The organism is Kitasatospora sp. NPDC087315, from assembly GCF_044744345.1.
Taxonomy (GTDB): domain Bacteria; phylum Actinomycetota; class Actinomycetes; order Streptomycetales; family Streptomycetaceae; genus Kitasatospora.
The window spans coordinates 49,001-72,739 of the sequence record NZ_JBIUYD010000034.1; the positions used below are offsets into that span (position 1 = coordinate 49,001).

Genomic DNA, 23,739 nt, shown 5'->3' on the forward strand with positions numbered 1-23,739 from the left:
TTCAGGGCACGGCGAAGGGGCCGCTCGGGCAGAAGGCCAGCCGGGCGAAGCGCTCGCCGATCAGGGTGTGCCCGGCCGGGCCCGGGTGCAGCAGGTCGACGAGCCCGTCGGCGTCCGCCGGGCCGAGCAGCGCGAGCCCGTCGAGGTAGTGCAGCGCCGGGTCGGTGGCGGCCCGGGCGGCGGTGATCCGGGCCAGTTCGGCGCGGACCACCTCCAGGGTGAGCGCCCCGGCCGGGACGTCCGCCCGGTCCCCGAGCGCCGCGAACCGGCCGCCGGTCTCCGTCGCCTCGAACGCCGCCGGGCCTGGCGTCCGTTCCAACGGCGGGCTGAACACCGGGGAGACCACCAGCAGCGGGGTGTCCGGATGGCCCTCGCGGACGGTGTCGAGGAAGCCGTGCACGGCCGGACCGAAGGTGCGCAGCCGGAACGAGGCCTTGGTCAGGACGTTGATGCCGATCTTGAGGCTGATCAGATCGGCCGGCTGGTCACGGATGGTCCGGGCGGTGAACGGGTCCAGTTGGGCGTTGCCCGCGAGCGAGAGATTGAGCAGGTCGACGCCGGCCCGCCCGGCGGCGATCCACGGCCAGGTGTCGGCGGCCGAGGCGGCCTCCGGTGCCTGGCTGACCGAACTGCCGTGGTGCAGCCAGCGGCGGCGCCCGGTCGGCCGGGGCGGGAGGACCGGGGCGTCCGCGCGCAGGGCGGTCAGTTCGACGGCGGTCCACTGGGGAAGCCACAGTTCGGCCTCCCGCTCACCGCCCGCCCCGGTGGCGAACCGGAGGACGACGGGCCCGCCCGCGGGCGGCAGCGGAGCCCGGTCGGTCCGGACGCCGTCCAGCCACAGCTCGACCGCCCCGGGGTACGGCGACTCCGGCTCGGCGTACAGGGCGAGTTCGAGCACCGCGGCCGCCGTCCGGAAGGCCAGCCGCACACCGGACGGCATGGCGGCCACCCGGCGCAGCTCGCCGTCCGGGAACTGCCCGGCCGTCCAGGCCGGCAGCCGCCAGGGCCGCAGACCGTGCTCGGCGCGCTCCAGATGCAGGGCGCCCCGGACCCGCACCGGGCCGTCCCGCAGCGGGACTTCGGCCAGCCGGCCGGTCACGGCCGCTCCCTGCCTTCCCATTCGAAGAACGCCGCGCCCTGGCACTCCAGGGCCTGGCGCAGCCGCTGGTGCTCCTCGTCGATCATCGGCGGCAGCGCGTCCAGGGTGTACCAGCCGACCGCGAGCGACTCGTCGTCGTTGACCCGGGCCTCGCCGCCGACCGCCCGGCAGCGGAAGGTGAGGAGCACGTACCGCGTCACATCGCCGTTGGGGTAGGTCACTTCCGGTGTCACGCCGACCGAGGCGAGCAGTTCGGGGACGGCGGCGACGCCGGTCTCCTCCAGGCACTCGCGCACCGCGCCGTCGGCGGGCTGCTCACCGGGGTCGAGGATGCCGCCGGGCAGCGCCCAGCGGCCGTCGTCGGCGCGCCGGGCGAGCAGCACCCGGCCGTCGTCGTCCAGGACGACGGTCACGACGGCGCTGAGCCAGAGCGGGCGGGTACCGACCACGGAGCGGAGTTCGGCGAGGAACGGAGGAATGGCCATGCCCCGCAGCCTATCCACCGGTCCACGTCGGACCTGCGGCTCTGCCCGGCCCCGCTGTCCTCGCCACCGCGACACGCGCCCGGCGCGCGCCCTACCGGGAGGGCGTGCGCAGGGGTCCGGCCGGCGAGCCGACCACCACCTCGCCGGGCGGGACGTCCCTGGTGACCACGGCGGCGGCGCCGACGAAGGCGCCCGCGCCGACCTTGCGGCCCTGGAGCACCACGGCGTTGCCGCCGACGGTCGCGCCGTCGTCCAGCAGCACCGCACCGGAGACGTTGCCGCCCGGACAGACCGTCACCCGCTCACCGAGCACGCTGTCGTGCCCGACGGTCGCGTTGTAGTGGACCTGGCTGTGCGCGCCCAGGCGCACGCTGCTGGACACGTGCGCCCCGCCCATCACCAGGCAGCCGGGGCCGAGTTCGGTCCCGGGCGCGATCAGCGCCCGCGGGTGGACCAGGGTCGCGGGCACCGCGCCGAGGCCGTCCAGCAGCGCGGCGTGCGGGTGTGGTTGGCGACGGTGCAGAGGCCGGAGCCGGTCATCTCGCGCAGCTGCTCCCAGCTGAGCGCGGGCGCGCCGGCGCCCTTGGCGGTGGAGCCCTCCCAGCGCGTCTCGCCGCCGACGTGGCCGCTGGCGAGGTAGACGGTGAACGGGAGGGCGCGTTCGCGCAGCAGCGGCCAGGCGTTCTCGTAGACGTCCGCGAAGCCGTCGTCGAAGGTGAGCACGGTGCCGGGGGTCCGGCGGCCGGCCTCGATCCGGTCGACGGCCTCGTCCGGGGAGACCACCCGGCCGGGCGCGCCAGCCGGCGCTTGACCTGGGCGCGGATGCCTCCGTCGGCTCCGGTCGGTCCGGGCGCGGCGGTGCCGCTCATCGCCCCCCTCTGCGGCGCCCTCCCCGGCGCCGTCAAGTGGCCCCGCATCCGGCGCAGTTGACGCACCGGACGGAAATCACAGCAGGGGGGACCGTGAGGCTGGTGGACCGGAATCGTGAAAGAGGCGAGAAGGAGTTGGCGGATGGGCTGTAAACCGGCCGATCCGACCGGTTGAGACGGGTGCCCGTCCCGCGTCAGAGCGTGGCGCCCCGGCGGTACCGCAGCACGGCGAACGCGATCCGGCCGAGCAGCAGCACGCCGGCCCCGAGACATCCGGCCACCGCCATCGCCCAGGCCGGTCCGTCACTGTCCGGAACCGCCACCGCGACCACGATGCCCACCGCCAGACAGGCCAGGCCGACCATCGCCAGCGGGATCTGGTGGGTGACCAGCGCGCCACCACTCCACAGGCGGGCCATCCTGGTCGCGCCGTGCGGGTGGGAGTGATCACGTTCCGCATCTGCCATGAGCCCAAGGTACCCCGGGAGGGCGCCCGGGGCAGCCCGCGGGAAGTGATTCCCCGGACACCCTCCGCAACCGCCCCGGCGTCGGGCGCACTCCGGCGCGCGGCCGGGGCCGCCCCGCCTCCGGCGCGCGAAAAATCCTCGACTGTCCGGTACAACCATCTACGCGGCGTATCGGTCTCCACTACATTGAGCGATCCAGGAGCCGTCCGCGGTGCGGGTTGGGAGTCCCCGCCGTGGACCGGAATACCCAGGGGGCGGAGCCGCCGTGCCCTTGGTGTCGGAGGCCGGGCTCCGTCCTCCGGCGGTACCGCCACGCCGCATCGGCGACCGAGGGGGAACCGTGCCGCAGTCCCAGTCCACGACGTCGACCTCGACGGCCCCGGCCAGGTCCGCGCCCGGCGTGCGTGTTCGCCCGCTGCCACGGGCGGCGGTCCAGCCGGTGTCCGGCGCGTCCACACGCTCGCCGGCCCGCTCAGCGACGGGCGCGGCGGCCCGCGAGCAGCGCGGTGCCGGGGCGCGCGGTGGGCGGCACGCCGCGCAGTCCGCGGGCTGTCACTCGGACGGGCGAGGTGAGTGGCTGCGCTTCGCCCCCGTCCAGCCCCTGTTCCGGGCCCGCGCCGCCCAGCGGCTCGCCGTGCTCGCCTATCACGGCGTGACGGACCCGCGGTCCTTCGGCGCCCAGCTGGACCGGCTGCGAAGACTTGCCACGCCCGTCTCACTGGACGCCGTCCGGCAGGCCGTCGCGGACCGCCGTCCGCTGCCGGCCCGGAGCGTGCTGGTCACCTTCGACGACGCCGACCGCAGCGTTCTCACCCACGCCCTGCCCGCGCTGAACGACCGGGGCATCCCGGCCGCCGCCTTCGTGATCTCCGAGCTGATCGGGACGGAACGACCGTTCTGGTGGCACGAGGCCGACTTCCTCGCCCGGCACGGCGGGCGCGCCCGTTCACTCGACTGCGGACACCCCTCGCAGCTGCTGCGCCGGCTCAAGGCCATGCCCGACCCCGACCGGCGGCGCAGCCTCCAGGAACTGCGGGTCAGCGCGGACCGCAGGCCTCCCCGCCAGGACCAGCTCACCCCCACCGACCTGCTCGCCCTGCGCGAGGGCGGGGTCGCGATCGGCAACCACACCCAGGGGCACCCCTGCCTCGGGCGCTGCGACGACGCCACCGTCCGGACCGAGATCACCGGCGCGCACGAAGCCCTCACCCGCTGGCTCGGCGAGCCCCCGATCGCCTTCGCCTACCCCGACGGCGGCCACGACCCGCGTGCCGAAACCGTCCTGCAGGAGCTCGGCTACCACCTCGGGTTCCTCTCCGACCACCGCCTGGGCCCCCGGCTCCCCGACCACCCGCTCCAGATCAGCCGCCTCCAGGTCGACTCCACCACCAGCACCCGCCGCTTCGACACCATCCTGTCCGGGCTGGAGCCCGCCTACCGCCGCTGGCGCGGCCAGGCCGTCGCGTAGCAGGACCTCGTCCGGGCCGGGGGCCTCCGCCCGCACCTCTCGGGCATGCCCCGCGCCGGAAGCCGGGCCGGGGCCCCCGTCAGACGGCCGGGAGCGGGGCCGGGGCGGCGAGGGTACGGCCCTGGGGGTAGCGGGTGGCAGCGGTGGGAAGGGCGGCGGGGCGGCCTGCGTGGAGGACGGTGAGGGTGCCGGTGCCCCGGCGGGCCGGGTCCCCGATGCGGCGCAGGGCCTGGGCGGCGACCGCGCCGGCGGAACCGTGCAGGGTGAGCTGGGCGGCCGCGGTGGGCGCCACGGCGGCCCGGATGCGGTCGGCCACGAGTTCGTAGTGGGTGCAGCCCAGGACGATCGCCGCCGTACCGGCCGGGGTGCGGGCGGCCGCGTCGGTGACGGCCGCCTCGATGGCGTCGTCGTCGCCGTGTTCGACGGCGTCGGCCAGGCCCGGGCAGGCGACCTCGGTGACGGTGGCCGCCCCGCCGAAGTCACGGATCAGCCCGCGCTGGTACGCGCTGCCGGTGGTCGCGGGGGTGGCCCAGATCGCGACCGGCCCGCCGAGGGCGGCGGCCGGCTTGATGGCGGGCACCGTGCCGATGACGGGCAGTCCGGGCTCCAGTTCGGCCCGGAGCGCGGCGAGCGCGTGGACGGAGGCGGTGTTGCAGGCGATCACCAGCGCGTCCGGTTCGAGGGCGGCCGCCGCCCGCGCGCAACCGACGGCGAGCGCCGTCACCTCCTCGGTCGTGCGCGGGCCCCAGGGCATCGAGGCCGGGTCGGAGGAGAGCACCAGATCGGCGTCCGGGCGCAGCTTCCGAAGGGCGGCGGCGGCGGCCAGCAGGCCGATTCCGGAGTCCATCAGTGCGATCTTCACGGGTCAAGACTTTAGTCGATCCGCCCCGCCGGGCCCCGGGTGCGGCAGACTGCCGGGGTGACCGTCCTGCTGTGGATCGCCGTGCTCTCCCTGCTGGTCTGGCTCTGGCTGGCGTGCTGCCACGGGTTGTTCTGGCGTACCGACGTGCGTCTCCCGCCCCGTCGGCCGCCCGCGCGCTGGCCCGCGGTCGCGGTGGTGGTGCCGGCCCGGGACGAGGCGGAGGTGCTGCCGCTCAGCCTGCCGAGCCTGCTCGCGCAGAAGTACCCGGGCCGGGCCCGGGTGATCCTGGTGGACGACCACAGCTCCGACGGCACGGGCGCGGTCGCGTCGAACCTCGCCACCCCTGACCCCGCCGCCCCGGGCCTCACCAGCACGGCCGGCCTGGAGCTGACCGTCACCACCCCTCCCCCGCTGCCGCCCGGCTGGACGGGCAAGCTGTGGGCGCTGCGGCACGGCGTGGAGCTGGCCGGGCCGGACGCCGAGTACCTGCTGCTGACCGACGCCGACATCGCGCACGGCCCGGACTCGCTGGCCGACCTGGTGGCCGGAGCCGAGAGCAACGGGCTGGACCTGGTCTCGCAGATGGCCCGGCTGCGGGTGGAGACCGGCTGGGAGCGGCTGATCGTCCCGGCCTTCGTGTACTTCTTCGCCCAGCTGTACCCGTTCCGCCGGAGCAACCGGCCCGGCAGCCGGACGGCCGCCGCGGCGGGCGGCTGCTCCCTGGTGCGGCGGGACGCCCTGGAGCGGGCGGGCGGGGTGGCGGCGATCCGGGGCGCGGTGATCGACGACGTGTCGCTGGCCCGCGCGGTGAAGGCGTCCGGCGGACGGATCTGGCTGGGCCTGGCCGAGGAGGTGGACAGCGTCCGGCCGTACCCGCGCCTCGCCCAGCTGTGGCGGATGGTCTCGCGCAGCGCGTACGCCCAGCTCCGGCACTCGTCGGTGCTGCTGCTCGGGACGGTGCTGGGGCTGACGCTGGTCTACCTGGTGCCGCCGGTGGCGACGCTGGCCGGGCTGGCCACCACCCGGTGGGCGGTGGCCGGGGCGGGCGGCGCGGCCTGGGCGCTGATGGCGGGGACGTATCTGCCGATGCTCCGCTACTACCGCCGGCCCGCGCCGGCCGCGCTGCTGCTGCCGTTCACGGCGGCGCTGTACCTGCTGATGACGGTGGACTCGGCGGTGCGGCACTGGCGGGGTCGCGGGGCGTCCTGGAAGGGCCGGACCTACTGAGCGGCCGGCGCCGTCGGCACCGTCCCGGCGCCTTCCCAGCGCCTTCCGTGCGGTCAGCGCCCGAGCATCCGCAGCGCGGCCGGTTCGGTGAACTCGTACCTGGTCATCTGCTCCAGGTCCCGCAGCCAGCTGGTCATCCGCGCCGCCCCGGCGGGGCGGGCCGGCACCCGGGCGTACAGCTCCTCGAACGCGGTGGTGGCGCTGTCCAGCGAGAACCGGCCGGCCACCCACTCCCGCCCCCAGGCACCGAGCCGCGCCCGGCGGGCGGGATCGTCGACGAGCTGCGCGCGTTGCCCCCACGGAGCCCTGCCCTCTCCGGTACCGCCGGTATCGAGAAGTGGGCCCGCCGCCACGGCAGTTCCGTACCGCGGCGGTGTGGCCCGGCGCCCACCCTGGCGCAGGGTGTGGTCGTCGGGGGTCGGATCGGTGAAGGTGATCAGGTCCGGGGCCCGGCCGGGTCGTCCGGCCGGGCCCCGGCGCACGTTCCGGGCCGGCGAGGGGCCGCCGGGCGTCGGCGGACGGGGCCGGCGGCGGGTCAGCGACCGGGCCGGGCCTCCTACCCCTGCCGTTCCAGCTCGACCAGGTGGTCGAGGACGCCGGGCATGGCCTCGACACCGCCGGCCCTGGTCGGCGAGGTGCGGTACTCGCCCTGGACGACCACGGTGGGCAGTTCCTCGACGCCGTACCGGACGAACAGCCCGGCGGCCTCGTCGGTGGCCCGCTGGACCTCGGCGGAGCGGTACGCCTCGCGGAACCGCCGCGGGTCGACGCCCTGGCGCAGCGCCCAGTCGGCGGCGCCGGCCTCGGTGGTGAGGTCCGCCCGGTCGACGCGGACGGCGCGGAAGACGGTGGTCTGCAGGCGCTCGACCAGGCCGAGGCGCTCCAGCGTGTAGTAGAGGCGCGCATGGCCGCGCTGGGCACCCTCGTGGGGGTCGCCGGGCCAGACGGCGGGCACCCGGCGGAGGGTGGCGTCGGCCCGGTGCCTCCCGGCCCAGTCCTGGAGCGGCTGTTCCAGGAGCTGGGAGTGGCTGCAGTCGTACCAGAAGAACTCGACCGCCTCGGTGCGGGTGCTCTCGCGCACCGGCTGCGGCTGGTCGAGGCGGACGTACTGGGCGCCCTCGTGGGGCGGTTGAGGGGTGATCGCGCCGGCCTGGAGGGGGGACGCGGCGATCCCGGCGGCGACGGCGAGCAGGACGGTGGACCTCAGCAGCGATTTCACACCGGGCAGTGTGTCGATGACGGATCGTTACCGGCCAGTCTCCCGGGGGCGGCCGGGCCGGGATTCGCCCGTTCGGCGCAGCCCGGCCCGGCCTGTTCGGCGGGCGGTCAGCCTCTTCCCCACACGTCGGTGAAGAGCCGCTGCCAGGCGTCGGCCACCACGCCGAGTTCGAAGTGCTCCAGGGCCCGCGCGCGGGCGGCGGCGCCGAGCGTGGCGCGGTCGCCGGCCAGCACCTTGGCCAGCGCCTCGGCGAGGGCGACCGGGTCGCCGGGGGCGACCAGCGCGCCGGTGGCGCCGTCGCGGACCACCGAGCGGACCCAGCCGACATCGGTGGCGACGGCGGGCAGCCCGGCCAGCGCGGCCTCGATCAGGACGCCGGGCGCGCCCTCGCTGTCGCTGGTCAGCAGCAGGGCGTCGGCGGCCCGGTAGAGCGGGGCCGGGTCGGCGAGGGTGCCGAGGAAGTGGGTGCGGGCGGCGGCCGGGTGGCGTTCCAGGGCGGCGCGGCCCGGGCCGTCGCCGGCCACCGCGAGGCGGACGTCGGGCAGCCGGTCGAGGGCGTCGAGGGCGAGGTCCAGGCGCTTCTCGGGGGCGATCGCGCCGACCCAGGCGACCAGCAGGCCGTCGGTGGGCAGGCCGAGGGCCTGCCGGGCGGCGCGGCGGTCGGCGTCGCCGTCGGCGGGCGGATAGCGGTCGGCGGCACGGGCGTTGGGGATGGTGCGGACCGTGGCGGCGGGCAGCCGGAACCGGTCGAGCAGAACGGCGCGGGCCTCGTCGGCGAGCGCGGTGACGGCGGCCGCGCGGCGCAGCAGGAGGCCGGTGCGCAGCCGGCGCAGCGGGCGGGCGGTCCAGTGCCGGGGGTCGCCGATGGAGACGTAGACGAACGGGGTGCGGGTGCCGGCCAGGGCGAGGGCGCAGGCGGGGAGGGTGGCGGAGCCGTGGGCGAGCACGAGGTCGGCGGTCCGGGCGGCGGAGCGCAGGGCGAGCAGGGTGGCGGGGTGCAGCCGACCGGGGCCGAGCACGGTGGTGGCGCGGGTGTCGGGGGCGTCGGGGTGGGCGTCGGGGTGCGGGGCGAGGGCGCGCAGCGCGGAGGCCTGGCCCCGGCGGCGGAGTTCCCGGTGGAGGTCCCGGGCGAGGTTCTGGGCGCCTCGGCGGCGCGGGTCGGTGATCACGTGCAGGATGCGGGGGCGGGTTCCGGCCGTCTTGGCCGACACGGCGTCGGGCATGGGAACGACCTTGGCACAGCGCCCGGCGCGGTTACAGCCCCTTCGCGCAACCCGGTGGTGGCCCGTACGCCGGTGCCGGTACTCCTGGCGGGCGCCGACCGCGAGCCGTCGTGCGCGGGGCATGGCGACCGTACGCCTTGTTTCGCGCCCCCAGCGCCGTCGACCGCCCCCGGCTGCCCCGGCGCCCGTGGGACCGGCCTGGCCTAATCCCTGGCGGGCGGTGCCCGCCACCTGCGATGCTGATCGGCAGTCAGGGTGCCGGCCGGCATGGGAGACCGGCCGCGCCCAGGAGGGCGGGGGTTGGCCTGTGCATGTGCTCTATGTGATCGACAGCGTGAGCCGGGTCGGTGGGGCCGAGCAGGGTCTGGTGGCGATGGCCCCCCAACTGGTGCGGGCCGGCGTGAAACTGGATGTCGCGTACCTCGAGGAGTCACCCGGGGGCTTCCAGCCGGAGCTGACCGAGGCGGGGGCCGACGTGTTCGGCGTGGGCCGGGCCACCCGGGGGCGGACGGCCGCCGCGCTGCACCGGCTGATCCGCGAACGGCGGCCGGAGCTGGTCCACACCACCCTGTACGAGTCGGACGTGCTCGGCCGGGCCGCCGCGCTGTCGGCCCGCACGCCGGTGGTGTCCAGCCTGGTGAACTCGGCGTACGGCCCGGAGCACCTCAACGCGCGCGGGCTCAGCCCCTGGAAGGTCCGGGCCGCGCAGGCGGTGGACGCGGCGACGGCCCAGGGCACCCGCCGGTTCCACGCGCTGACCAGGTATGTGGCCGGGGCGATGGCACAGCGGCTGCGGGTGCCGCGGGAGCGGATCGACGTCGTCCCGCGCGGGCGCGACCCCGAGCTGCTGGGCATCATCACCCCGGAGCGCCGGGCCGCCGTCCGGGCCGCGCTGGATCTGCCGCAGGACGTCCCGGTGGTGCTCGCGGCGGCGCGCCAGCAGTACCAGAAGGGTCTGGACGTGCTGCTGGAGGCGTGGCCGGCGGTGCTGCGGGCGGAGCCGGAGGCGGTGCTGCTGCTGGCGGGCAGCGAGGGCACCGAGACGGTGCGGCTGCGGGCGCTCGCCGAGGCCGCCGGGAACGTCCGCTTCCTCGGTCCGCGCGGGGACGTGTTCGACCTGATGGCCGCCGCCGACGCGCTCGCCGCGCCGTCCCGCTGGGAGGGGCTGGGCAGTGCGGCGATGGAGGCGATGGGCGTCGGTGTCCCGCTGGTCTGCGCGGACGTGCCCGCGCTGCGCGAGACGGTCGGTTCGGAGGACTACGCCCGGCTGGTGACGCCGGAGCGGCCGGCCGAGCTGGCGGCGGCGCTCACCGACACGCTGGACGACCGGGCGTCGGCCCGGGTGCGGGCGAAGGCGGCCCGGGCGCGGTTCCTGACCTCGTTCACGCTGCACCAGGTGTCCGCGCAGATGGTCGAGTTCTACGAACGCTCGCTGCGACTGCGCCCGGTCTGATCGGTCCCGACGGCCCGCCGGTCACCGACTGCCCCCAGTATCGCCAAGGCGGTTGCGCCGCACGTCGCGGCTCGGCAAGCATCGCGGGAGGGGGACGGGCGCGGGCGGCGGGGGTCGGTCGGACGCCTTCGGCCCGACCGCCGAGCGGCTCGCCGCCGTCCTGCGGGCCGAGGGCATCGGCTCGCGCCGCTACTTCCACCCGCCGGTGCAGCGCCAGCGGGCCTACGCCCATCTCGGCCAGGCCGAGTCACTGCCGGTGACCGACCGGCCGGCCGCCTCGGTGCTGACCGTCCCGCTCTGGTCGCAGATGGACGCGCCCACCGTGCGCCGGATCGCCGGCGCGGTGACCCGGATCCAGCCGTACGCGGAGCGTCTGCGCACCGTCTGACGGGCCGCACCCGGTTGGGCGGTTCGGGTGAACGCGGTTGGACCGCGGGCGCATCCGGTCGGCAGGATGTCCGGCCGGGGGCCTGCGGCTCCGTCTCACGGGCACCCGTCGAACACCTTCACGGGAATTTTATTCCCGAAACATTCACGAGCCACCGTCACGCCCTCGGCGGGGGCTCGAATGCGCCAGCGCACGCCCTGTCCGCAGAAGTTTCTTCGGCGGTGCCCGAACCGTCCACCGGCCCGTCACCACACGGGCCCGCGCGAGCCGTGTCCGGGTGGCGTTCGAGAGTCCGCACGGGCTCCGGGTTGGCCTGAAGTCGCCGCCGGAATGTCCGTTCTTCCCACTTTCGAAACCTTTGTGCGAGCGAAGACTGTGTAAACACTCGAACTGCACTGCCTCCCGCTCTCCTCAGCAGGCGCGTTGTGGGCTTACCGTATGCCCCATGACCTCGCCCCGCTCCTACGACGGAGTCGGCTACCCCTCTCCGTCCTTCTCCTCCGGCACGCCCATCTACGACAGTCTTGTCGCAGAGCGCGGTGTCCCCCAGATCGCGCCCATCAACGTGCCGGCCGCCCTGCCACCGGCCCTGTCCACCGGGTACGGCCCGGGCGCCGGCCCGTCCTACGAGAACCGGTACGGCTCCGGGTACGAGAGCACCGGCAGCAACCTCCCCGCGCTGCCGCCCGCCCGCCTCGCCCTCGGCCCCGGCCCGAGCAGCGCCCCGTCCGCCGGCCCCGCCACGACGTACCTCCCGGCGCAGCCCGCGCCGGCCTACGCCGCCGCGCCCCAGCCGCCCGTCCCCGGTTACGGCGGCCCCCAGCCGTACGTGCCCGGCCAGCGCCCGCAGACGCCGGCGCCCGGTTTCTCGCAGACCACCGGCGGCGGCTACCAGCCGTCCGGCGGCCAGAGCTTCGGCGGGCAGAACACCTTCGTCGGCGCCGGCCAGGGCGGCCAGCAGCAGACCTTCGGCGCCCAGCCGCTCGGCGGCCCCGGCCCCTTCGGCGGACCGCAGAACCCGGCCGGCCAGCCGCACGGCGGCCCGCAGGGCTTCGGCGGCCCGCAGCCCTTCGCCGGACCGAACCCGGCCGGCCAGGGGTACCAGGGCCAGGGCGGCGACCAGGGCTTCGGCGGCGCCCAGCTCCGCCCGGCCGTCGCGCCCGTCGCGCCGGTCCGCCCGATGCAGCCGCAGCGCCCGGGCCCGTACGGCGAGCCCGGCCAGTTCCAGCAGGGCGGCTACCAGTCGCAGGGCCAGGGCTACTGAGCCGCTGACCACCCCATGGGCCGACCCCCACCCGGCCGGCACCCGCACCACCTGAGCACCACCCGGCGTACCACCGCGCGCCGGGCGTACGGAGAAACGGGTCATCCACGGACCGTCCGGACCGCCACCCCACGGCGTCCGGGCGGTCCGTGCGCGTACGGGGGCACGGCGGGTGCGCCGGGGGGTGCACCGGGGGGTGTGCCCGCCGTCCGGCGGGGCTGGCAGGATGGAGGAATGCAGCTCTCCGGTCTCCACGTCTACCCCGTCAAGTCCATGTACCGCCTCAGCCCGGCCAGCGCCCGGGTCGAGCCGTGGGGTCTGGCCGGCGACCGCCGCTGGATGCTCGCCGATGCCTCCGGACGCTTCGTCAGCCAGCGGGAGAACGCCGCGCTCGGCCAGATCCGCGCCGAACTCGCCACCGACGGCTCACTCGCCCTCACCGCCCCCGACGGCTCCCGGATCGACGTCCCGGCCCCCGCCGTGACCGCCGGCGCCCCGCTCGCGGACGTCGAGGTCTGGGGCACCCGCTTCCGCGCCGCCGAGGCCGCCGAGGAGGCGCACCGGTGGATCGCCGAACACCTGGGCGACTACCGCCTGGTGCACCTGGACGACCCGCGCGCCCGGCCGGTCGACCCTGACTTCTCCGAGCCCGGCGACACCGTCTCGATGGCCGATGGCTTCCCCCTGCTGCTCGCCACCACCGCCTCGCTCGACGAGCTGAACGCGCTGATCGCCGCCGAGCACCCCGAGGGCCACGAGACGCTGCCGATGGAGCGCTTCCGCCCCAACGCGGTGGTCACCGGCACCAAGCCGTGGGCCGAGGACGGCTGGCGCCGGATCCGGATCGGCGAGCTGACCTTCAAGGTGGTCAAGCCCTGCGGCCGTTGCGTGGTCACCACCACCGACCAGGAGAGCGGCGAGCGGCGCGGCCCCGAGCCGCTCCGCACCCTGGCCCGGCACCACAAACTGCTGAAGAAGGCCGCGTTCGGCCAGAACCTGATCCCCGAGCGCCCGGCCGGGGTCGAGGGCGACGTGTTCGGCACGCTGCGGGTCGGCGACGAGGTCGAGGTGCTGGAGGACGGCGCGCACTGGCCGGAGCACGGCCTGCTCTGAGAACGGCCTGGTCCGGCCACCGGGTGCCGCCGCCCGCGGGGCCGGAACCGGAAGCGCGCGCACTCGTTGAAGGGGGTGCCGGGCACCGGGCGTCCGCGGTCCCGTACGGCGGCGGGCGGGCGGACCACCCGCGCGAGCGCGCTACGGTGGGCGGGCGGCCCGCGCACCCCCGCGTACGGCCCGTTGATCGCCGGCTCGATGAAGGTGGGGACGACAGACCGTCATGGCTGAGCACAGGGTCCGGGTCACCCAGGACAGCGCATCCCGCTGGCGGCGCCGCGCCGGCGAGTACGACACCCTCGCGGAGGCCCTGGCCGCCGCCGAACCGGGCGACACCGTGACGATCCGGCCGGGCACCTTCCGGGAGAACGTGGTCCTGGACAAACCGGTCACCGTCGTCCCGGCCCAGGGGCCCGGCACGGTACGGATCGACCCGCCGGGCGGGGTACCGCTGACCGTGACGTCCGCCGCCATCGTCCGCGACCTGGTGATCGAGGGCAGCGACAGCTCCGTCCCGGCCGTCCTGGTCACCGGCCCGGCGGCGACGCCCTCGCTCAGCGGCTGCCGGGTGGAGACCCGCTCGGCCAGCGGTATCGAGGTCACCGCCGGCGCCCGGCCCACCCTGCGCGGCTGTGTGGTCTCCAACCCGGCGGGCCTCGGCCTGCGGCTGCGCGGCGAGGGCACGGCGGCCGCGTTCGAGGACTGCGAGGTCGCCGCCGCCGGGCAGGCCGGGCTCGCGGTGCTCGGCGGCGCCACCGCCGCGCTGGAGCGCTGCCGGGTGCACCACGCCTCCGGCGCCGGGGTGCTGCTCACCGACCCGGGCAGCGCCGCCGAGCTGACCGGCTGCGAGATCTACGAGATCCGCGGCAGCGGGGTGCAGGCCGAGGCGCAGGCCGGCGGGCGGCTGATCGACTGCGAGATCCACCGGGTCACGGGCAACGGCCTGACCCTGGACGGCGAGGCCGAGCTGGTGCTGACCGGCTGCCGGCTGCACGACCTGCCGGAGAACGGCGCCGACCTGCGCGGCCGGGCCCGGCTCAGCCTCTCCGGCAGCACCGTCCGGGACTTCGGGCGCGGCGCGCTCTCGGTCTGGGACCAGGGCACCGAGGCCGTCGCCGAGTCCAGCGAGATCCACGGCTCGACCGGGGAGTACCCGGCCCTCTGGGTCAGCGACGGCGCCCGGCTCACCCTCACCGACTGCTCGCTGCACGACCTGCCGGACGCGCTCTTCGTGCTGGACCGCGACTCCGCCGCCACCGCCGACGGCTGCTCGTTCAGCCGGATCCGCAGCTCGGCGGTGTCGGTCAGCGGCGGTGCCGGGGTGACCCTCACCGGCTGCCGGGTCCAGGAGGCGGGCACCGGGCTCTGGTTCCGCGACCACGGCAGCGGCGGGCTGCTCACCGGCTGCGAGATCTCCGACGTGGCCACCGGCGTCATCGTCACCAAGGGCGCCGACCCGGTGCTGCGCGACTGCACCGTCCGGGCCAGCTCGGACGCCGGCGTGTACGTCTCCGCGCAGGGCCGGGGCACCTTCGAGGACTGCCGGGTCTCGCACGGCAAGGGCTTCGGTTTCCACATCATCGACGGCTGCCGCACCCAGCTCATCCGCTGCCGGGCCGAACAGAACGAGCGGGCCGGTTTCGAGTTCTCCGAGCCCGGCCCGGTGGTGGAGGCCTGCACCTCGGACGATGTCGCCCCGGCCGCCCCCGCGGCCGAGGTGCCGGCCCCGAGAACGGCCCAACTGACCACCGCCCCGCCCCCGTTGGCGGCACCCGCGGCGATCGGCCCGATCCCGGACTGCCGGCCGGCCGACGAGGCGCTGGCCGAACTGGACGCGCTGGTGGGCCTGGCCACCGTCAAGCAGGAGGTCCGGACGCTGATCGACCTGATCGCGGTCGGCCGGCGCCGCCGCCAGGCCGGGCTCAAGGCGCCCTCGCTCCGCCGCCATCTGGTCTTCACCGGCGCCCCCGGCACCGGCAAGACCACGGTGGCCCGGCTCTACGGCGAGATCCTGGCCTCGCTCGGGGTGCTGCAGCGCGGCCACCTGGTCGAGGTCGCCCGGGTGGACCTGGTCGGCGAGCACATCGGCTCCACCGCCATCCGCACCGCCGCCGCCTTCGACCGGGCGCGCGGCGGGGTGCTCTTCATCGACGAGGCGTACACGCTGGCACCCGAGGACGGCGCCCGCGACTTCGGCCGGGAGGCGATCGACACCCTGGTCAAACTGATGGAGGACCACCGGGACGAGGTGGTCGTCATCGTGGCCGGCTACACCAGTGAGATGGAGCGCTTCCTCTCCGCCAACCCCGGTGTCTCCTCCCGCTTCTCCCGCACCATCACCTTCTCCGACTACACCGCCGAGGAGTTGCTGGAGATCGCCCGCGCCCAGTGCGCCGAGCACGAGTACGCGCTGGCCGAGGCCACCGAGGGCGCGCTGCTGGACCACTTCGCCACCCTGGAGCGCGGCCCCAACTTCGGCAACGGCCGCACCGCCCGGCAGGTCTTCGAGACCATGGTCGAACGCCACGCCATGCGCGTCGCCCACCTCACCGACCCGTCCACCGAGGAGCTCCAGCTCCTCGTCCCCGCCGACCTCCCGGGCACCCGCACGCCCTGACCGCCCGCGATCGCCCGGGCCGGCGGCGTCAGCCCGTCCAGGCTCCGCCGGCCAGGAAGGCGTCGAGTGCGGCGCGGTAGGGCGCGATGTCGATCCGTTCGCCGGCCAGCCAGTCGTCCGAGTAGTACTTGTCGAGGTAGCGGTCGCCCGGGTCGCAGATCAGGGTGACCACGCTGCCGCGCTCCCCGGCGGCGCGCATCTCGGCGACGATCCGCAGCGCGCTCCACAGCCCCGTCCCGGTGGAGGCCCCGGCCCGCTTGCCGAGCACCCGCTCCAGCACCCGGACGGCGGCGACCGAGGCGGCGTCCGGGACCTTCATCATCCGGTCGATCGCCCCGGGCACGAAGCTCGGCTCCATCCGGGGGCGCCCGATGCCCTCGATCCGCGAGCCGCTCGCGCAGACCGCGTCCGGGTCGTGGCGGACCCAGCCGTCGAAGAAACAGGAGTTCTCCGGGTCGGCGACGCAGATCCGGGTGTCGTACTGCTGGTAGTGCACGTACCGGGCGATGGTCGCCGAGGTGCCGCCCGTCCCGGCGGTGGCGACGATCCAGGCCGGCTCGGGGTGCGGCTCCAGGCGCAGCTGGGCGAAGACCGACTCGGCGATGTTGTTGTTGCCGCGCCAGTCGGTGGCCCGCTCGGCGTAGGTGAACTGGTCCATGTAGTGGCCGCCGGTCTCCTCGGCGAGCCGGGCGGAGGCCTCGTACACCTCGTCGGAGCGCTCGACCAGGTGGCACTCGCCGCCGTGGAACTCGATCAGGTCGATCTTGGACTGGCTGGTGCTCTTGGCCATCACGGCGATGAACGGCACGCCGACGAGCTGCGCGAAGTACGCCTCGGAGACGGCGGTGGAGCCGCTGGAGGCCTCGATCACCGGTTTGCCGGGGCGGATCCAGCCGTTGCAGAGCCCGTACAGGAAGAGCGAGCGGGCCAGCCGGTGCTTGAGCGAGCCGGTGGGGTGGGTGGACTCGTCCTTGAGGTAGAGGTCGATGCCCCAGTCGGCGGGGAGCGGGAAGCGCAGCAGGTGGGTGTCGGCGGAGCGGTTGGCGTCCGCCTGGACCTTGCGTACGGCCTCCTTGAGCCAGCTGCGGTAGTCCGCGTCGGAGCGGTCCACGTCGACGGTCGGCTCGATACCCATGATGGCTCTCCTCGCTCGAACCCCCCGGTTGCTCACTACGAGTATATGAGAGTCACGATAAGTGACCGTTTCGGCTGTCCCAGCTTCCGCTTATCGCCCTCCGGCGGCCTGGCGTGTCATCGCCCTCCGGCGGCCGGCGCGCCGGAGGGCCCGGGGTTCAGCCCGCCGCCACCGACTGCGGGTCCGCCAGGTACGGCAGCCAGGCCAGCTCGGCCGCGCCGGCCAGTGCGCTGTGCGCCAGCTCCGAGCCGACGATCGGCACCCGGCCGCTGCGGCCCCAGAGGGAGCGCTCGGCGAGCACCGCGCGCAGCCGCTCGGGCGCGGCCTCCAGCAGGTCGCGGTGGAGGCCGCTGAGCACCACCCGGTCGGGGTTGAGGATGTTGGCGACTCCGGCGAGCCCGAGGCCGAGCCGGTCGATCACGTGCTCGACGGCGGCCCGGGCGCGCGGGTCGGTGGCGGCGGAGCGGCAGAGCTCGCGGGCCTGGTCGAGCAGCGGGCGGTCCGGCTCGGGGGTGAGCCCGGCGGCGGCGAACAGCGCGTCGGGGTCGGTCTCGGAGTTGAGGCAGCCCCGGTTGCCGCACTGGCAGGGGCGGCCCTGCGGGTCGACGGTGAGGTGGCCGACCTCCAGCGCGAGTCCCGCGCTGCCGGTGTGCAGCCGGCCGTCGATCACCAGCGCGCCACCGACGCCGCGGTGGCCGGAGGTGACCAGCAGCAGGTGGCGGGCGCCGCGCCCGGCCCCGTGCCGGTACTCGGCGAGCGCGCCGAGGTTGGCGTCGTTGGCGACGAAGGAGGGCAGCGGGTCCAGCGCGTGCGGGCCGTTGTCGGCGCGGCCGACCTCGACGTCGTACAGGTCGGCGACCGGCGTGCCACTGGGCCAGGCGAAGTGCAGTGCGGCTAGGGCGGTGCCGTCCGGCTCGGTGACCGGGTTGGGCAGCGCGAGCGCGGCGCCGAGGCAGCGGCGGGTGGTGCCGCGGGCGAGCTCGGCGCCCGCCTGGGCGACGGCGCGCAGCATCCGGACCGGGTCGGTGGCGGCGGGCAGCGGCAGGTGGACGGGCGGGTCCAGCAGGCCGCCGAGCCCGGCGAGGGTGACGCTCAGCCCGTCGGCGTGGATCTGCCCGGCGATGACGACCGGGCCCTCGGGGTCGATGGCCAGCCGGTGCGAGGGGCGGCCGCGGCCGCCGCCCGCCGGGCGGGAGTCGACGGCGATCAGGCCGAGCGCCTCCAGCTCCGCCGTGACGGCGCCGGCGGTGGCCCGGGTGACGTCCAGCGCGCGGGTGAGCGCCGAGCGGGTGGGCGTCTGGCCGGTGTGGATGAGGGAGAGCGCCGGGCCCAGCAGCGTCCGGCCGCGGTCGGGTGCCGCGCGGCGGTGGGCGTCGCGCTGCGCGTCGGGGTCGGCCACAGAGCCTGGCTTCGGACTTGAAGGTGTGAGCTGCACACCTCTATTGTTACTTTGTGCCGCTCCGAAACAAAATCCTCGCGTATTCCCGGACCGACCGCCCCTCCTCCCAGTCTCGCAGCACACCACCCGCCCCCGACACCCCCTGGGGGGCCGCACGTCTCGCACTGACCGCCTTCTTCGCCGTCGACGGCTTCCTGTTCGCCGCCTGGGTGGTGCGCATTCCGGACATCCGCAGCCAGGTCAGCGCCTCGCACAGTGCCCTCGGGCTCGCCCTGCTCTGCGTCTCGGCCGGCGCCGTGGCCACCATGCCGGTGGTCGGCCGGCTCTGTCTGCGGTACGGCTCCCGGCCGGTCACCGTCGGCTCGCTGGCCCTGCTCGGCGTCGCCGTGCCACTGCCCGCGCACGCCCACTCGGTCGCGGCGCTCGGCGGCGTCCTGCTGCTCTTCGGTGCCGGCTACGGCGGTGCCAACGTCGCCATGAACAGCGCCGCCGTCGACCTGGTGGCCGAGCTGCGGCGACCGGTCATGCCCAGCTTCCACGCCGGCTACAGCCTCGGCGGCCTGCTCGGCGCGGGCGCCGGCGGGCTGCTCGCGGGCACCCTCAGCACCGCCTGGGCGCTCGCCCTGGGCGGCCTGCTCGGCCTGGCCGTCACGGCGGGCGCCGGTGTGGTCCTGCTCCGCAGCCCGGCCGCACCGGCGGTGGCGCCCGCCCGCCCTGCCACCGGGAGCCCCGGCTCGCGGACGGCGGCCGCCCCGCACGCCCGCCTGCTCGTCCTGCTGCTCGGCCTCACCGCTCTCTGCTGCGCCTACGGCGAGGGCGCGATCGCCGACTGGACCACCCTGCACCTCACCGACGACGTGCACGCCGGTGCCGGTACGGCCGCCGCCGCGTACGCCGCGTACGCCTTCGCGATGACCACCGGGCGGGTCGGCGGGACCTGGGCCTCGATCCGGCTCGGCCAGACCCGGGTGATGGTCCTCGGCGGCCTCACCGCCGCGGCCGGCATGCTGCTCGCCGCGCTCTCGCCCTCGGTGCCGCTCGTCATCGGCGGATTCGTGCTGGTCGGCCTCGGCCTGGCCAACATCTTCCCGCTCGCCATCGCCCGGGCCGGCGCCGCGGGCGGTCCGCAGGGCGTCGCCCTCGCGTCCACCCTCGGCTACGGCGGCATGCTGATCGGGCCGCCGGTGATCGGCTTCCTCGCCGACGCCGCCGGCCTCCCGCTCGCCCTCACCACCGTCGCGCTCGCCGCCACCGTCGCCGCGCTCCTCCCCCTGACGGCCCGCTCCCGCTGACCGGCCGGCCGCGCCCCGACGCCCGCCCACCCCCGGTCGCGCCGTCCGGCGCGGGAGGCCCGTCCGTCCGCGCCGGGCTGCCGCGCTTGCCGACCGTGCCGGAGATCCTGCGCAACGGCGGGGGCGCCCTCCGCCCCCGGCCCCCGGGCGGCTCGTGGCAGGATGCCGCCATGACGACCAGTGGGCGGATCCGGATACTGCGGGCGGGCGAGCGCCCGGCGACGGCCTGGCTCAACGGGGGCGGGGTGACCAGGGAGGTCGCCGGCTTCCCGGCCGGAGCGGGGCTGGACACCTTCGACTGGCGGGTCAGCCTCGCGGACGTCGCCTCGGCCGGACCGTTCTCGCCGTTCCCCGGCGTCGACCGGGTGATCACCCTGGTCGACGGCCCGGGCATGGCGCTGACCGTCGACGGCACCGAGCACCTCGTCGACACCCCCTTCCGCCCGTTCACCTTCCCCGGCGACGCGACGACCGGCTGCCGCCTGCTCGGCGGCCCGGTGGTCGACTTCAACGTGATGACCCGCCGGGGCCGCACCACCGCCGACGTCTCCTTCGCCGCCTCGCCCCGCGCCGTGGACGTCCCGCCCGGCGCCACCGTCCTGGTGGTCTGCCTGGCCGGCACCGCCGCCCTCGGCCCGGCCGGCCTCACCCGCTTCGACGCCGCCCTGCTCACCGCCCCCGGCCCGCACACCCTGCGCGTCGACGGCGCCACGGCCGTCGTGACGCTGAGCCCGGCCGGCTGACCGGGGAGCGGCAGCGCGGTGGGAGCGAACAGACCTGCCACCCGGACGAGTTGCCGCTCCCGCCCGCGAAGAAGGGCACCGGCCCCGCGGAGGAGCTACGGGCCCGGTCCGGGAACAGCCAGCGGAACCGCCCGGACCGAACTCCCCTGCCCGGCCGATCCGTTGACCGCGTCCGGGCCGGGCCCGTCCTCAGGACGAGGCGTCCTCCCCCGGCAGCCGCAGGTCCCACCCGACCAGGGCGCGCAGCTGCTCGGCGGTGACGCCGTCGGGGACGGGGCTCGGCGGATCGTGGCGCAGCGGGGGCTGCCAGCCCTCCTCGGCGGTCCAGCGGCGGACGACCTTCGCCGGGGCGCCGGCGACCACGCTGTGGTCGGGGACCTCGCCGCGGACCACCGCGCCGGCCGCGACGACGACGTTGCGGCCGAGCCTGGCGCCGGGGAGTATCACCGCGCCGGTGCCGATCCAGCTGCCGGGGCCGATCTCGACCGGTTCGTTGCGCGGCCACTGCTTGCCGATCGGCAGGTCGGTGGAGCGGTACTCGTGGGCCTGGTCGGATATGTAGACGCCGGGGCCGGTCCAGACGTCGTCGCCGAGGACGATCGACTGGTGGCCGACGATGTGGCTGTCGCGGCCGATCACGCAGCCACCGCCGATCCGGACTATCGGCTCCGGCCCGAGGTCCAGGCCCGGCAGGAAGCCCGCGCTGATGGTGACGCGCTCGCCGATGATCGAGAACGGGCCGATGGTGATCCACTGCTCGTTGAAGACGGCGCCGAGCGGGAACGCGAGCTTCGTCCCCGCGCCCAGTTCGCCGAACCGGTACGGCCCGGGGTTGTCGCCGGACACCGCCCCGGCCGTCTGCACGAAGCGCCAGCCCCGGTGGACGAGGCGGCCCGCGACACGTCGGCCGCCGGCCCGGACGGCGGAGAACAGGGAACGGGTGATCGGCATGCGCTCACGTTACCGGCCCGTACGGTACGGCCGACCGGCGAGGCGGCCAACGTCACATCGGCCCGGTACGGCTGCCGTTTCCAGCTCGGCAGGACGGCAGGACGGCAGCCGATCGGTCGGCAGGTCCGAAATCCGCCACCGGTGCGACACTCGTCGACCATGGAGATCTCCGAGCACATCGACGCACTGCGCCGCGAGGGCGGCCTGCTGGCCGACGCCGCCGACCGCACCGACCTCGCCGCCCCCGTCCCCACCTGCCCCGACTGGCGGCTGCGCGACCTCGTCCTGCACACCGGCCAGGTGCACCGCTGGGCCACCGCCTACCTGGTGCACGGTCACCGGGCACCGCTGGACGCCGACGGCGCGGCCGCCGCCTGGGGGCCGGAACCGTCCGACGCCGCGCTGGTCGACTGGTTCCGGGCGGGCCACACCGCCCTGGTGGAGGCGCTCGCCGCGGCGCCGGCCGACCTGGACTGCTGGAGCTTCCTGCCCGCGCCCGGCCCACTGGCGTTCTGGGCCCGCCGCCAGGCGCACGAGACGGCCGTGCACCGCTTCGACGCCGACGCCGCCGCCGGGGAGCCCGGCCCGCCGGTCGCCACCGACCTGGCGCTGGACGGCATCGACGAGCTGCTGTGCGGTCTGATGTCCCGCGGCCGTGCCCGGGTGCGCAGCGAGCACCCGCGCACGGTGCTGGTCCGGGCCACCGACGGGCCGGGCTCCTGGCTGCTGACCATCAGCCAGGAGCCGCTGTCCGTCCGGCGCCTCGGCGACGCCGGGCCCGCCGACGGCGGCGGCCCCGCCGACCTCACGCTCAGTGGTCCGGCCCGCGAGCTCTACCTGCTGCTCTGGAACCGGCTGCCGGCCGAACGGGTGGACCGCTCGGGCGACCGGTCGCTGCTGGACCTCTGGCGGGAGACGGCCGCCGTCCGCTGGAGCTGAACCCCGGTGTGGCGGGCGGTCACCGCGCCCATGGCGCGGGCTGCTTGGTCAGGAACGCCCGCATGCCCTGCTGCGCCTCGTCCGAGCCGAACAGCCGGGCCGACAGCTCGACCAGTTCGTCGGCGTCCCGCTCGAAGGAGCGCACCACCTCGGCGTTGGCCAGCCGCTTGGACTGCGCGAGGCCCTGCGGCGAGCCCAGCCGCAGGGCGTCCAGCAGGGAGGTGAGCGCGGTGCCGGTGGACTCGGCGGAGTCCGTCGCCTGGGTGATCAGGCCGATCCGGGCGGCCTCGGCGGCGTCGAAGACCTCGCCGGTCAGGTAGTAGCGGGAGGCCGCGCGCGGGTCCAGCTTGGGGCGCAGCGGGAGCGAGATGACGGCGGGCGCGAGACCGAGCCGGACCTCGGTGAACGCGAAGGTGGCGGCCGGGCCGGCCAGCGCGAGGTCGGCGGCGCCGACCAGGCCGAGGCCGCCGGCCCGGACGTGGCCGTCGACGACGGCGATCACCGGCTTCGCGCAGTCCACGATCGCCCGCTGGAGCTCCACCAGGCCGCGCGGGCCGACCGTCGGGTCCGCACCGGTCGCCTCGGAGAGGTCGGCGCCCGCGCAGAACACCTTGCCGGTGTGCCCGAGCACCACCGCCCGGACCTCCGGGTCGGCCGCCGCGACCGCCAGGCCGGCGGTCAGTTCGGCCATCAGGCGGGTGGAGAGGGCATTGCGGTTGTGCGGCGAGTCGAGGGTCAGGGTGGTGACGGCGTCGGCGGTGGTGACGCGGACGAAGGGTACTTCGCGGGTCATCGGTGCGGGCCTGCTTTCCGGCTGAGGGTGGGTCGGACTGCCGAGGCGTCCCCGGTGGTTCGGGCGGCGCCCGGACGACTCTGACACGGCCACCCGCCCGACGGCCAGAGCCGCCTCGGCCGGGGCTCCCGCGGACCGGAGGCCGGTGGTGGGGCACGCACCGGCCAGGGGCGGGAAATCCGGTGGAACGGTGATCGCGGCTGGGTCACGATGACCGCATGACCACCACCCCGCAGCACCTCACCCATATCGCCGAGCCGCCCGGGGTCGCCCCCGGCACCGGGTACACCCAGGTCGTCACCGGCACCGGGCGCCTGGTCGCGGTCTCCGGCCAGGTCGCGTTCGACGAGCAGCGGCGGCTGGTCGGCCCGGGCGACCCGGAGGCGCAGGCCCGGCAGATCTTCGAGAACCTGCGCCGCTGCCTGGCCGCGGCCGGGGCCGACTTCACCGATGTCGTCAAACTGACCTACTTCGTCACCGACATCGCGTACCTCTCCGCCATCCGCGAGGCCCGGAACGCCTGCATGGACCCGGCCCGGCTGCCGGCCAGTTCGGCGATGCAGGTGGCGGCGCTTTTCCTGCCCGAGGTCCTGATCGAGATCGAGGCCCTCGCCCTGGTGCCCGAGCCCGCCTAGGGTCAATGCCGGTGACTTTGTGGTCGGTGTCTCGTTGGTTGTGGTGTGGCGAGGGTGGGGCAGGTCAAGTCGCCTGCGGATGAGCGGATATCGGACCG

At 75.9% G+C, this 23,739-nt stretch carries 24 protein-coding genes; 11 read left to right on the forward strand and 13 right to left on the reverse strand.

Annotation, left to right across the window (positions count from 1 at the left end; all coding sequences use genetic code 11):
• Position 1: 1 nt before the first annotated feature.
• The 5 genes from ACIO5D_RS34565 to ACIO5D_RS34585 form a co-directional block, all read right to left on the reverse strand.
• On the reverse strand, positions 2–1,099 hold the full coding sequence (locus ACIO5D_RS34565; protein WP_400658861.1) for a lipase: 1,098 nt from the start codon (positions 1,097–1,099) through the stop codon (positions 2–4).
• The gene (locus ACIO5D_RS34570) at positions 1,096–1,584 is read right to left on the reverse strand and encodes an NUDIX domain-containing protein (protein WP_363610593.1); all 489 of its coding nucleotides are present in this window, start codon (positions 1,582–1,584) and stop codon (positions 1,096–1,098) included. The genes ACIO5D_RS34565 and ACIO5D_RS34570 overlap by 4 nt, the downstream gene beginning before the upstream one ends.
• Before the next feature lie 91 nt (positions 1,585–1,675).
• Positions 1,676–2,053, reverse strand: coding sequence for a hypothetical protein (locus ACIO5D_RS34575; RefSeq protein WP_400800056.1), 378 nt, complete (start codon positions 2,051–2,053; stop codon positions 1,676–1,678).
• A complete protein-coding gene (locus ACIO5D_RS34580; protein WP_400800059.1) occupies positions 2,020–2,367 on the reverse strand; it encodes a polysaccharide deacetylase family protein in 348 nt (115 codons plus the stop codon). The genes ACIO5D_RS34575 and ACIO5D_RS34580 overlap by 34 nt, the downstream gene beginning before the upstream one ends.
• 280 nt (positions 2,368–2,647) lie before the next feature.
• On the reverse strand, positions 2,648–2,920 hold the full coding sequence (locus ACIO5D_RS34585; protein ID WP_400658863.1) for a hypothetical protein: 273 nt from the start codon (positions 2,918–2,920) through the stop codon (positions 2,648–2,650).
• Positions 2,921–3,260: 340 nt separating this feature from the next.
• On the opposite strand from ACIO5D_RS34585, the gene ACIO5D_RS34590 reads away from it, so the two are divergent.
• Positions 3,261–4,388, forward strand: coding sequence for a polysaccharide deacetylase family protein (locus tag ACIO5D_RS34590; protein WP_400800061.1), 1,128 nt, complete (start codon positions 3,261–3,263; stop codon positions 4,386–4,388).
• 79 nt (positions 4,389–4,467) lie between these two features.
• On the opposite strand, the gene ACIO5D_RS34595 is transcribed toward ACIO5D_RS34590, so the two are convergent.
• Positions 4,468–5,250, reverse strand: a complete 783-nt coding sequence (locus ACIO5D_RS34595) for a glutamate racemase (protein WP_400800064.1) — start codon at positions 5,248–5,250, stop codon at positions 4,468–4,470.
• A gap of 57 nt (positions 5,251–5,307) precedes the next feature.
• Here ACIO5D_RS34595 and ACIO5D_RS34600 point away from each other — a divergent pair, with 57 nt between their 5' ends.
• On the forward strand, positions 5,308–6,477 hold the full coding sequence (locus tag ACIO5D_RS34600; protein WP_400800067.1) for a glycosyltransferase: 1,170 nt from the start codon (positions 5,308–5,310) through the stop codon (positions 6,475–6,477).
• A 53-nt stretch (positions 6,478–6,530) separates the two neighbouring features.
• Here ACIO5D_RS34600 and ACIO5D_RS34605 read toward each other — a convergent pair whose 3' ends face one another.
• The 3 genes from ACIO5D_RS34605 to ACIO5D_RS34615 form a co-directional block, all read right to left on the reverse strand.
• Positions 6,531–6,830 (reverse strand): glycosyltransferase, encoded by a 300-nt coding sequence (locus tag ACIO5D_RS34605; protein ID WP_400800070.1) that lies wholly within the window; start codon positions 6,828–6,830, stop codon positions 6,531–6,533.
• Positions 6,831–7,033: 203 nt separating this feature from the next.
• Positions 7,034–7,696 carry a thiol:disulfide interchange protein DsbA/DsbL gene (locus tag ACIO5D_RS34610; RefSeq protein ID WP_400800073.1) on the reverse strand — a complete coding sequence of 221 codons (663 nt, stop codon included), beginning with the start codon at positions 7,694–7,696 and terminating at the stop codon, positions 7,034–7,036.
• A gap of 107 nt (positions 7,697–7,803) precedes the next feature.
• Positions 7,804–8,919 carry a glycosyltransferase family 4 protein gene (locus ACIO5D_RS34615; protein WP_400760467.1) on the reverse strand — a complete coding sequence of 372 codons (1,116 nt, stop codon included), beginning with the start codon at positions 8,917–8,919 and terminating at the stop codon, positions 7,804–7,806.
• Between the two features lie 322 nt (positions 8,920–9,241).
• On the opposite strand from ACIO5D_RS34615, the gene ACIO5D_RS34620 reads away from it, so the two are divergent.
• The 5 genes from ACIO5D_RS34620 (at position 9,242) to ACIO5D_RS34640 (ending at position 15,754) form a co-directional block, all read left to right on the forward strand.
• Complete coding sequence (locus tag ACIO5D_RS34620; RefSeq protein WP_400658877.1) at positions 9,242–10,372, forward strand: glycosyltransferase family 4 protein; 1,131 nt, start codon at positions 9,242–9,244, stop codon at positions 10,370–10,372.
• A gap of 52 nt (positions 10,373–10,424) precedes the next feature.
• On the forward strand, positions 10,425–10,760 hold the full coding sequence (locus ACIO5D_RS34625) for a DegT/DnrJ/EryC1/StrS family aminotransferase (RefSeq protein WP_400800076.1): 336 nt from the start codon (positions 10,425–10,427) through the stop codon (positions 10,758–10,760).
• Between the two features lie 445 nt (positions 10,761–11,205).
• Positions 11,206–12,024, forward strand: a complete 819-nt coding sequence (locus ACIO5D_RS34630) for a DUF6643 family protein (protein WP_400658881.1) — start codon at positions 11,206–11,208, stop codon at positions 12,022–12,024.
• 234 nt (positions 12,025–12,258) lie between these two features.
• Positions 12,259–13,137 carry an MOSC domain-containing protein gene (locus ACIO5D_RS34635; protein ID WP_400800079.1) on the forward strand — a complete coding sequence of 293 codons (879 nt, stop codon included), beginning with the start codon at positions 12,259–12,261 and terminating at the stop codon, positions 13,135–13,137.
• A gap of 223 nt (positions 13,138–13,360) precedes the next feature.
• A complete protein-coding gene (locus ACIO5D_RS34640) occupies positions 13,361–15,754 on the forward strand; it encodes a right-handed parallel beta-helix repeat-containing protein (protein ID WP_363610567.1) in 2,394 nt (797 codons plus the stop codon).
• Between the two features lie 28 nt (positions 15,755–15,782).
• On the opposite strand, the gene ACIO5D_RS34645 is transcribed toward ACIO5D_RS34640, so the two are convergent.
• Positions 15,783–16,889, reverse strand: coding sequence for a PLP-dependent cysteine synthase family protein (locus ACIO5D_RS34645; protein WP_363610565.1), 1,107 nt, complete (start codon positions 16,887–16,889; stop codon positions 15,783–15,785).
• Positions 16,890–17,046: 157 nt separating this feature from the next.
• Positions 17,047–18,288: an ROK family protein gene (locus tag ACIO5D_RS34650; RefSeq protein ID WP_400800081.1), complete on the reverse strand. Its 1,242-nt coding sequence runs from the start codon at positions 18,286–18,288 to the stop codon at positions 17,047–17,049.
• 53 nt (positions 18,289–18,341) lie between these two features.
• Here ACIO5D_RS34650 and ACIO5D_RS34655 point away from each other — a divergent pair, with 53 nt between their 5' ends.
• Both ACIO5D_RS34655 and ACIO5D_RS34660 read left to right on the forward strand, forming a co-directional pair.
• Positions 18,342–19,580 (forward strand): MFS transporter, encoded by a 1,239-nt coding sequence (locus ACIO5D_RS34655; protein WP_400658886.1) that lies wholly within the window; start codon positions 18,342–18,344, stop codon positions 19,578–19,580.
• Between the two features lie 170 nt (positions 19,581–19,750).
• Positions 19,751–20,323 (forward strand): HutD family protein, encoded by a 573-nt coding sequence (locus ACIO5D_RS34660; protein ID WP_400800083.1) that lies wholly within the window; start codon positions 19,751–19,753, stop codon positions 20,321–20,323.
• A gap of 189 nt (positions 20,324–20,512) precedes the next feature.
• Here the strand turns inward: ACIO5D_RS34660 and ACIO5D_RS34665 are convergent, their stop codons facing one another.
• Complete coding sequence (locus ACIO5D_RS34665) at positions 20,513–21,274, reverse strand: DapH/DapD/GlmU-related protein (RefSeq protein WP_363610561.1); 762 nt, start codon at positions 21,272–21,274, stop codon at positions 20,513–20,515.
• Between the two features lie 159 nt (positions 21,275–21,433).
• Here ACIO5D_RS34665 and ACIO5D_RS34670 point away from each other — a divergent pair, with 159 nt between their 5' ends.
• Positions 21,434–22,213: a maleylpyruvate isomerase family mycothiol-dependent enzyme gene (locus tag ACIO5D_RS34670; RefSeq protein WP_400658889.1), complete on the forward strand. Its 780-nt coding sequence runs from the start codon at positions 21,434–21,436 to the stop codon at positions 22,211–22,213.
• A 19-nt stretch (positions 22,214–22,232) separates the two neighbouring features.
• Here ACIO5D_RS34670 and ACIO5D_RS34675 read toward each other — a convergent pair whose 3' ends face one another.
• Entirely contained in the window at positions 22,233–23,006 is a 774-nt protein-coding gene (locus ACIO5D_RS34675; protein WP_363610557.1) for an enoyl-CoA hydratase family protein, read from the reverse strand.
• 218 nt (positions 23,007–23,224) lie between these two features.
• On the opposite strand from ACIO5D_RS34675, the gene ACIO5D_RS34680 reads away from it, so the two are divergent.
• Positions 23,225–23,641 (forward strand): RidA family protein, encoded by a 417-nt coding sequence (locus ACIO5D_RS34680; RefSeq protein ID WP_400658891.1) that lies wholly within the window; start codon positions 23,225–23,227, stop codon positions 23,639–23,641.
• Positions 23,642–23,739: the final 98 nt, after the last annotated feature.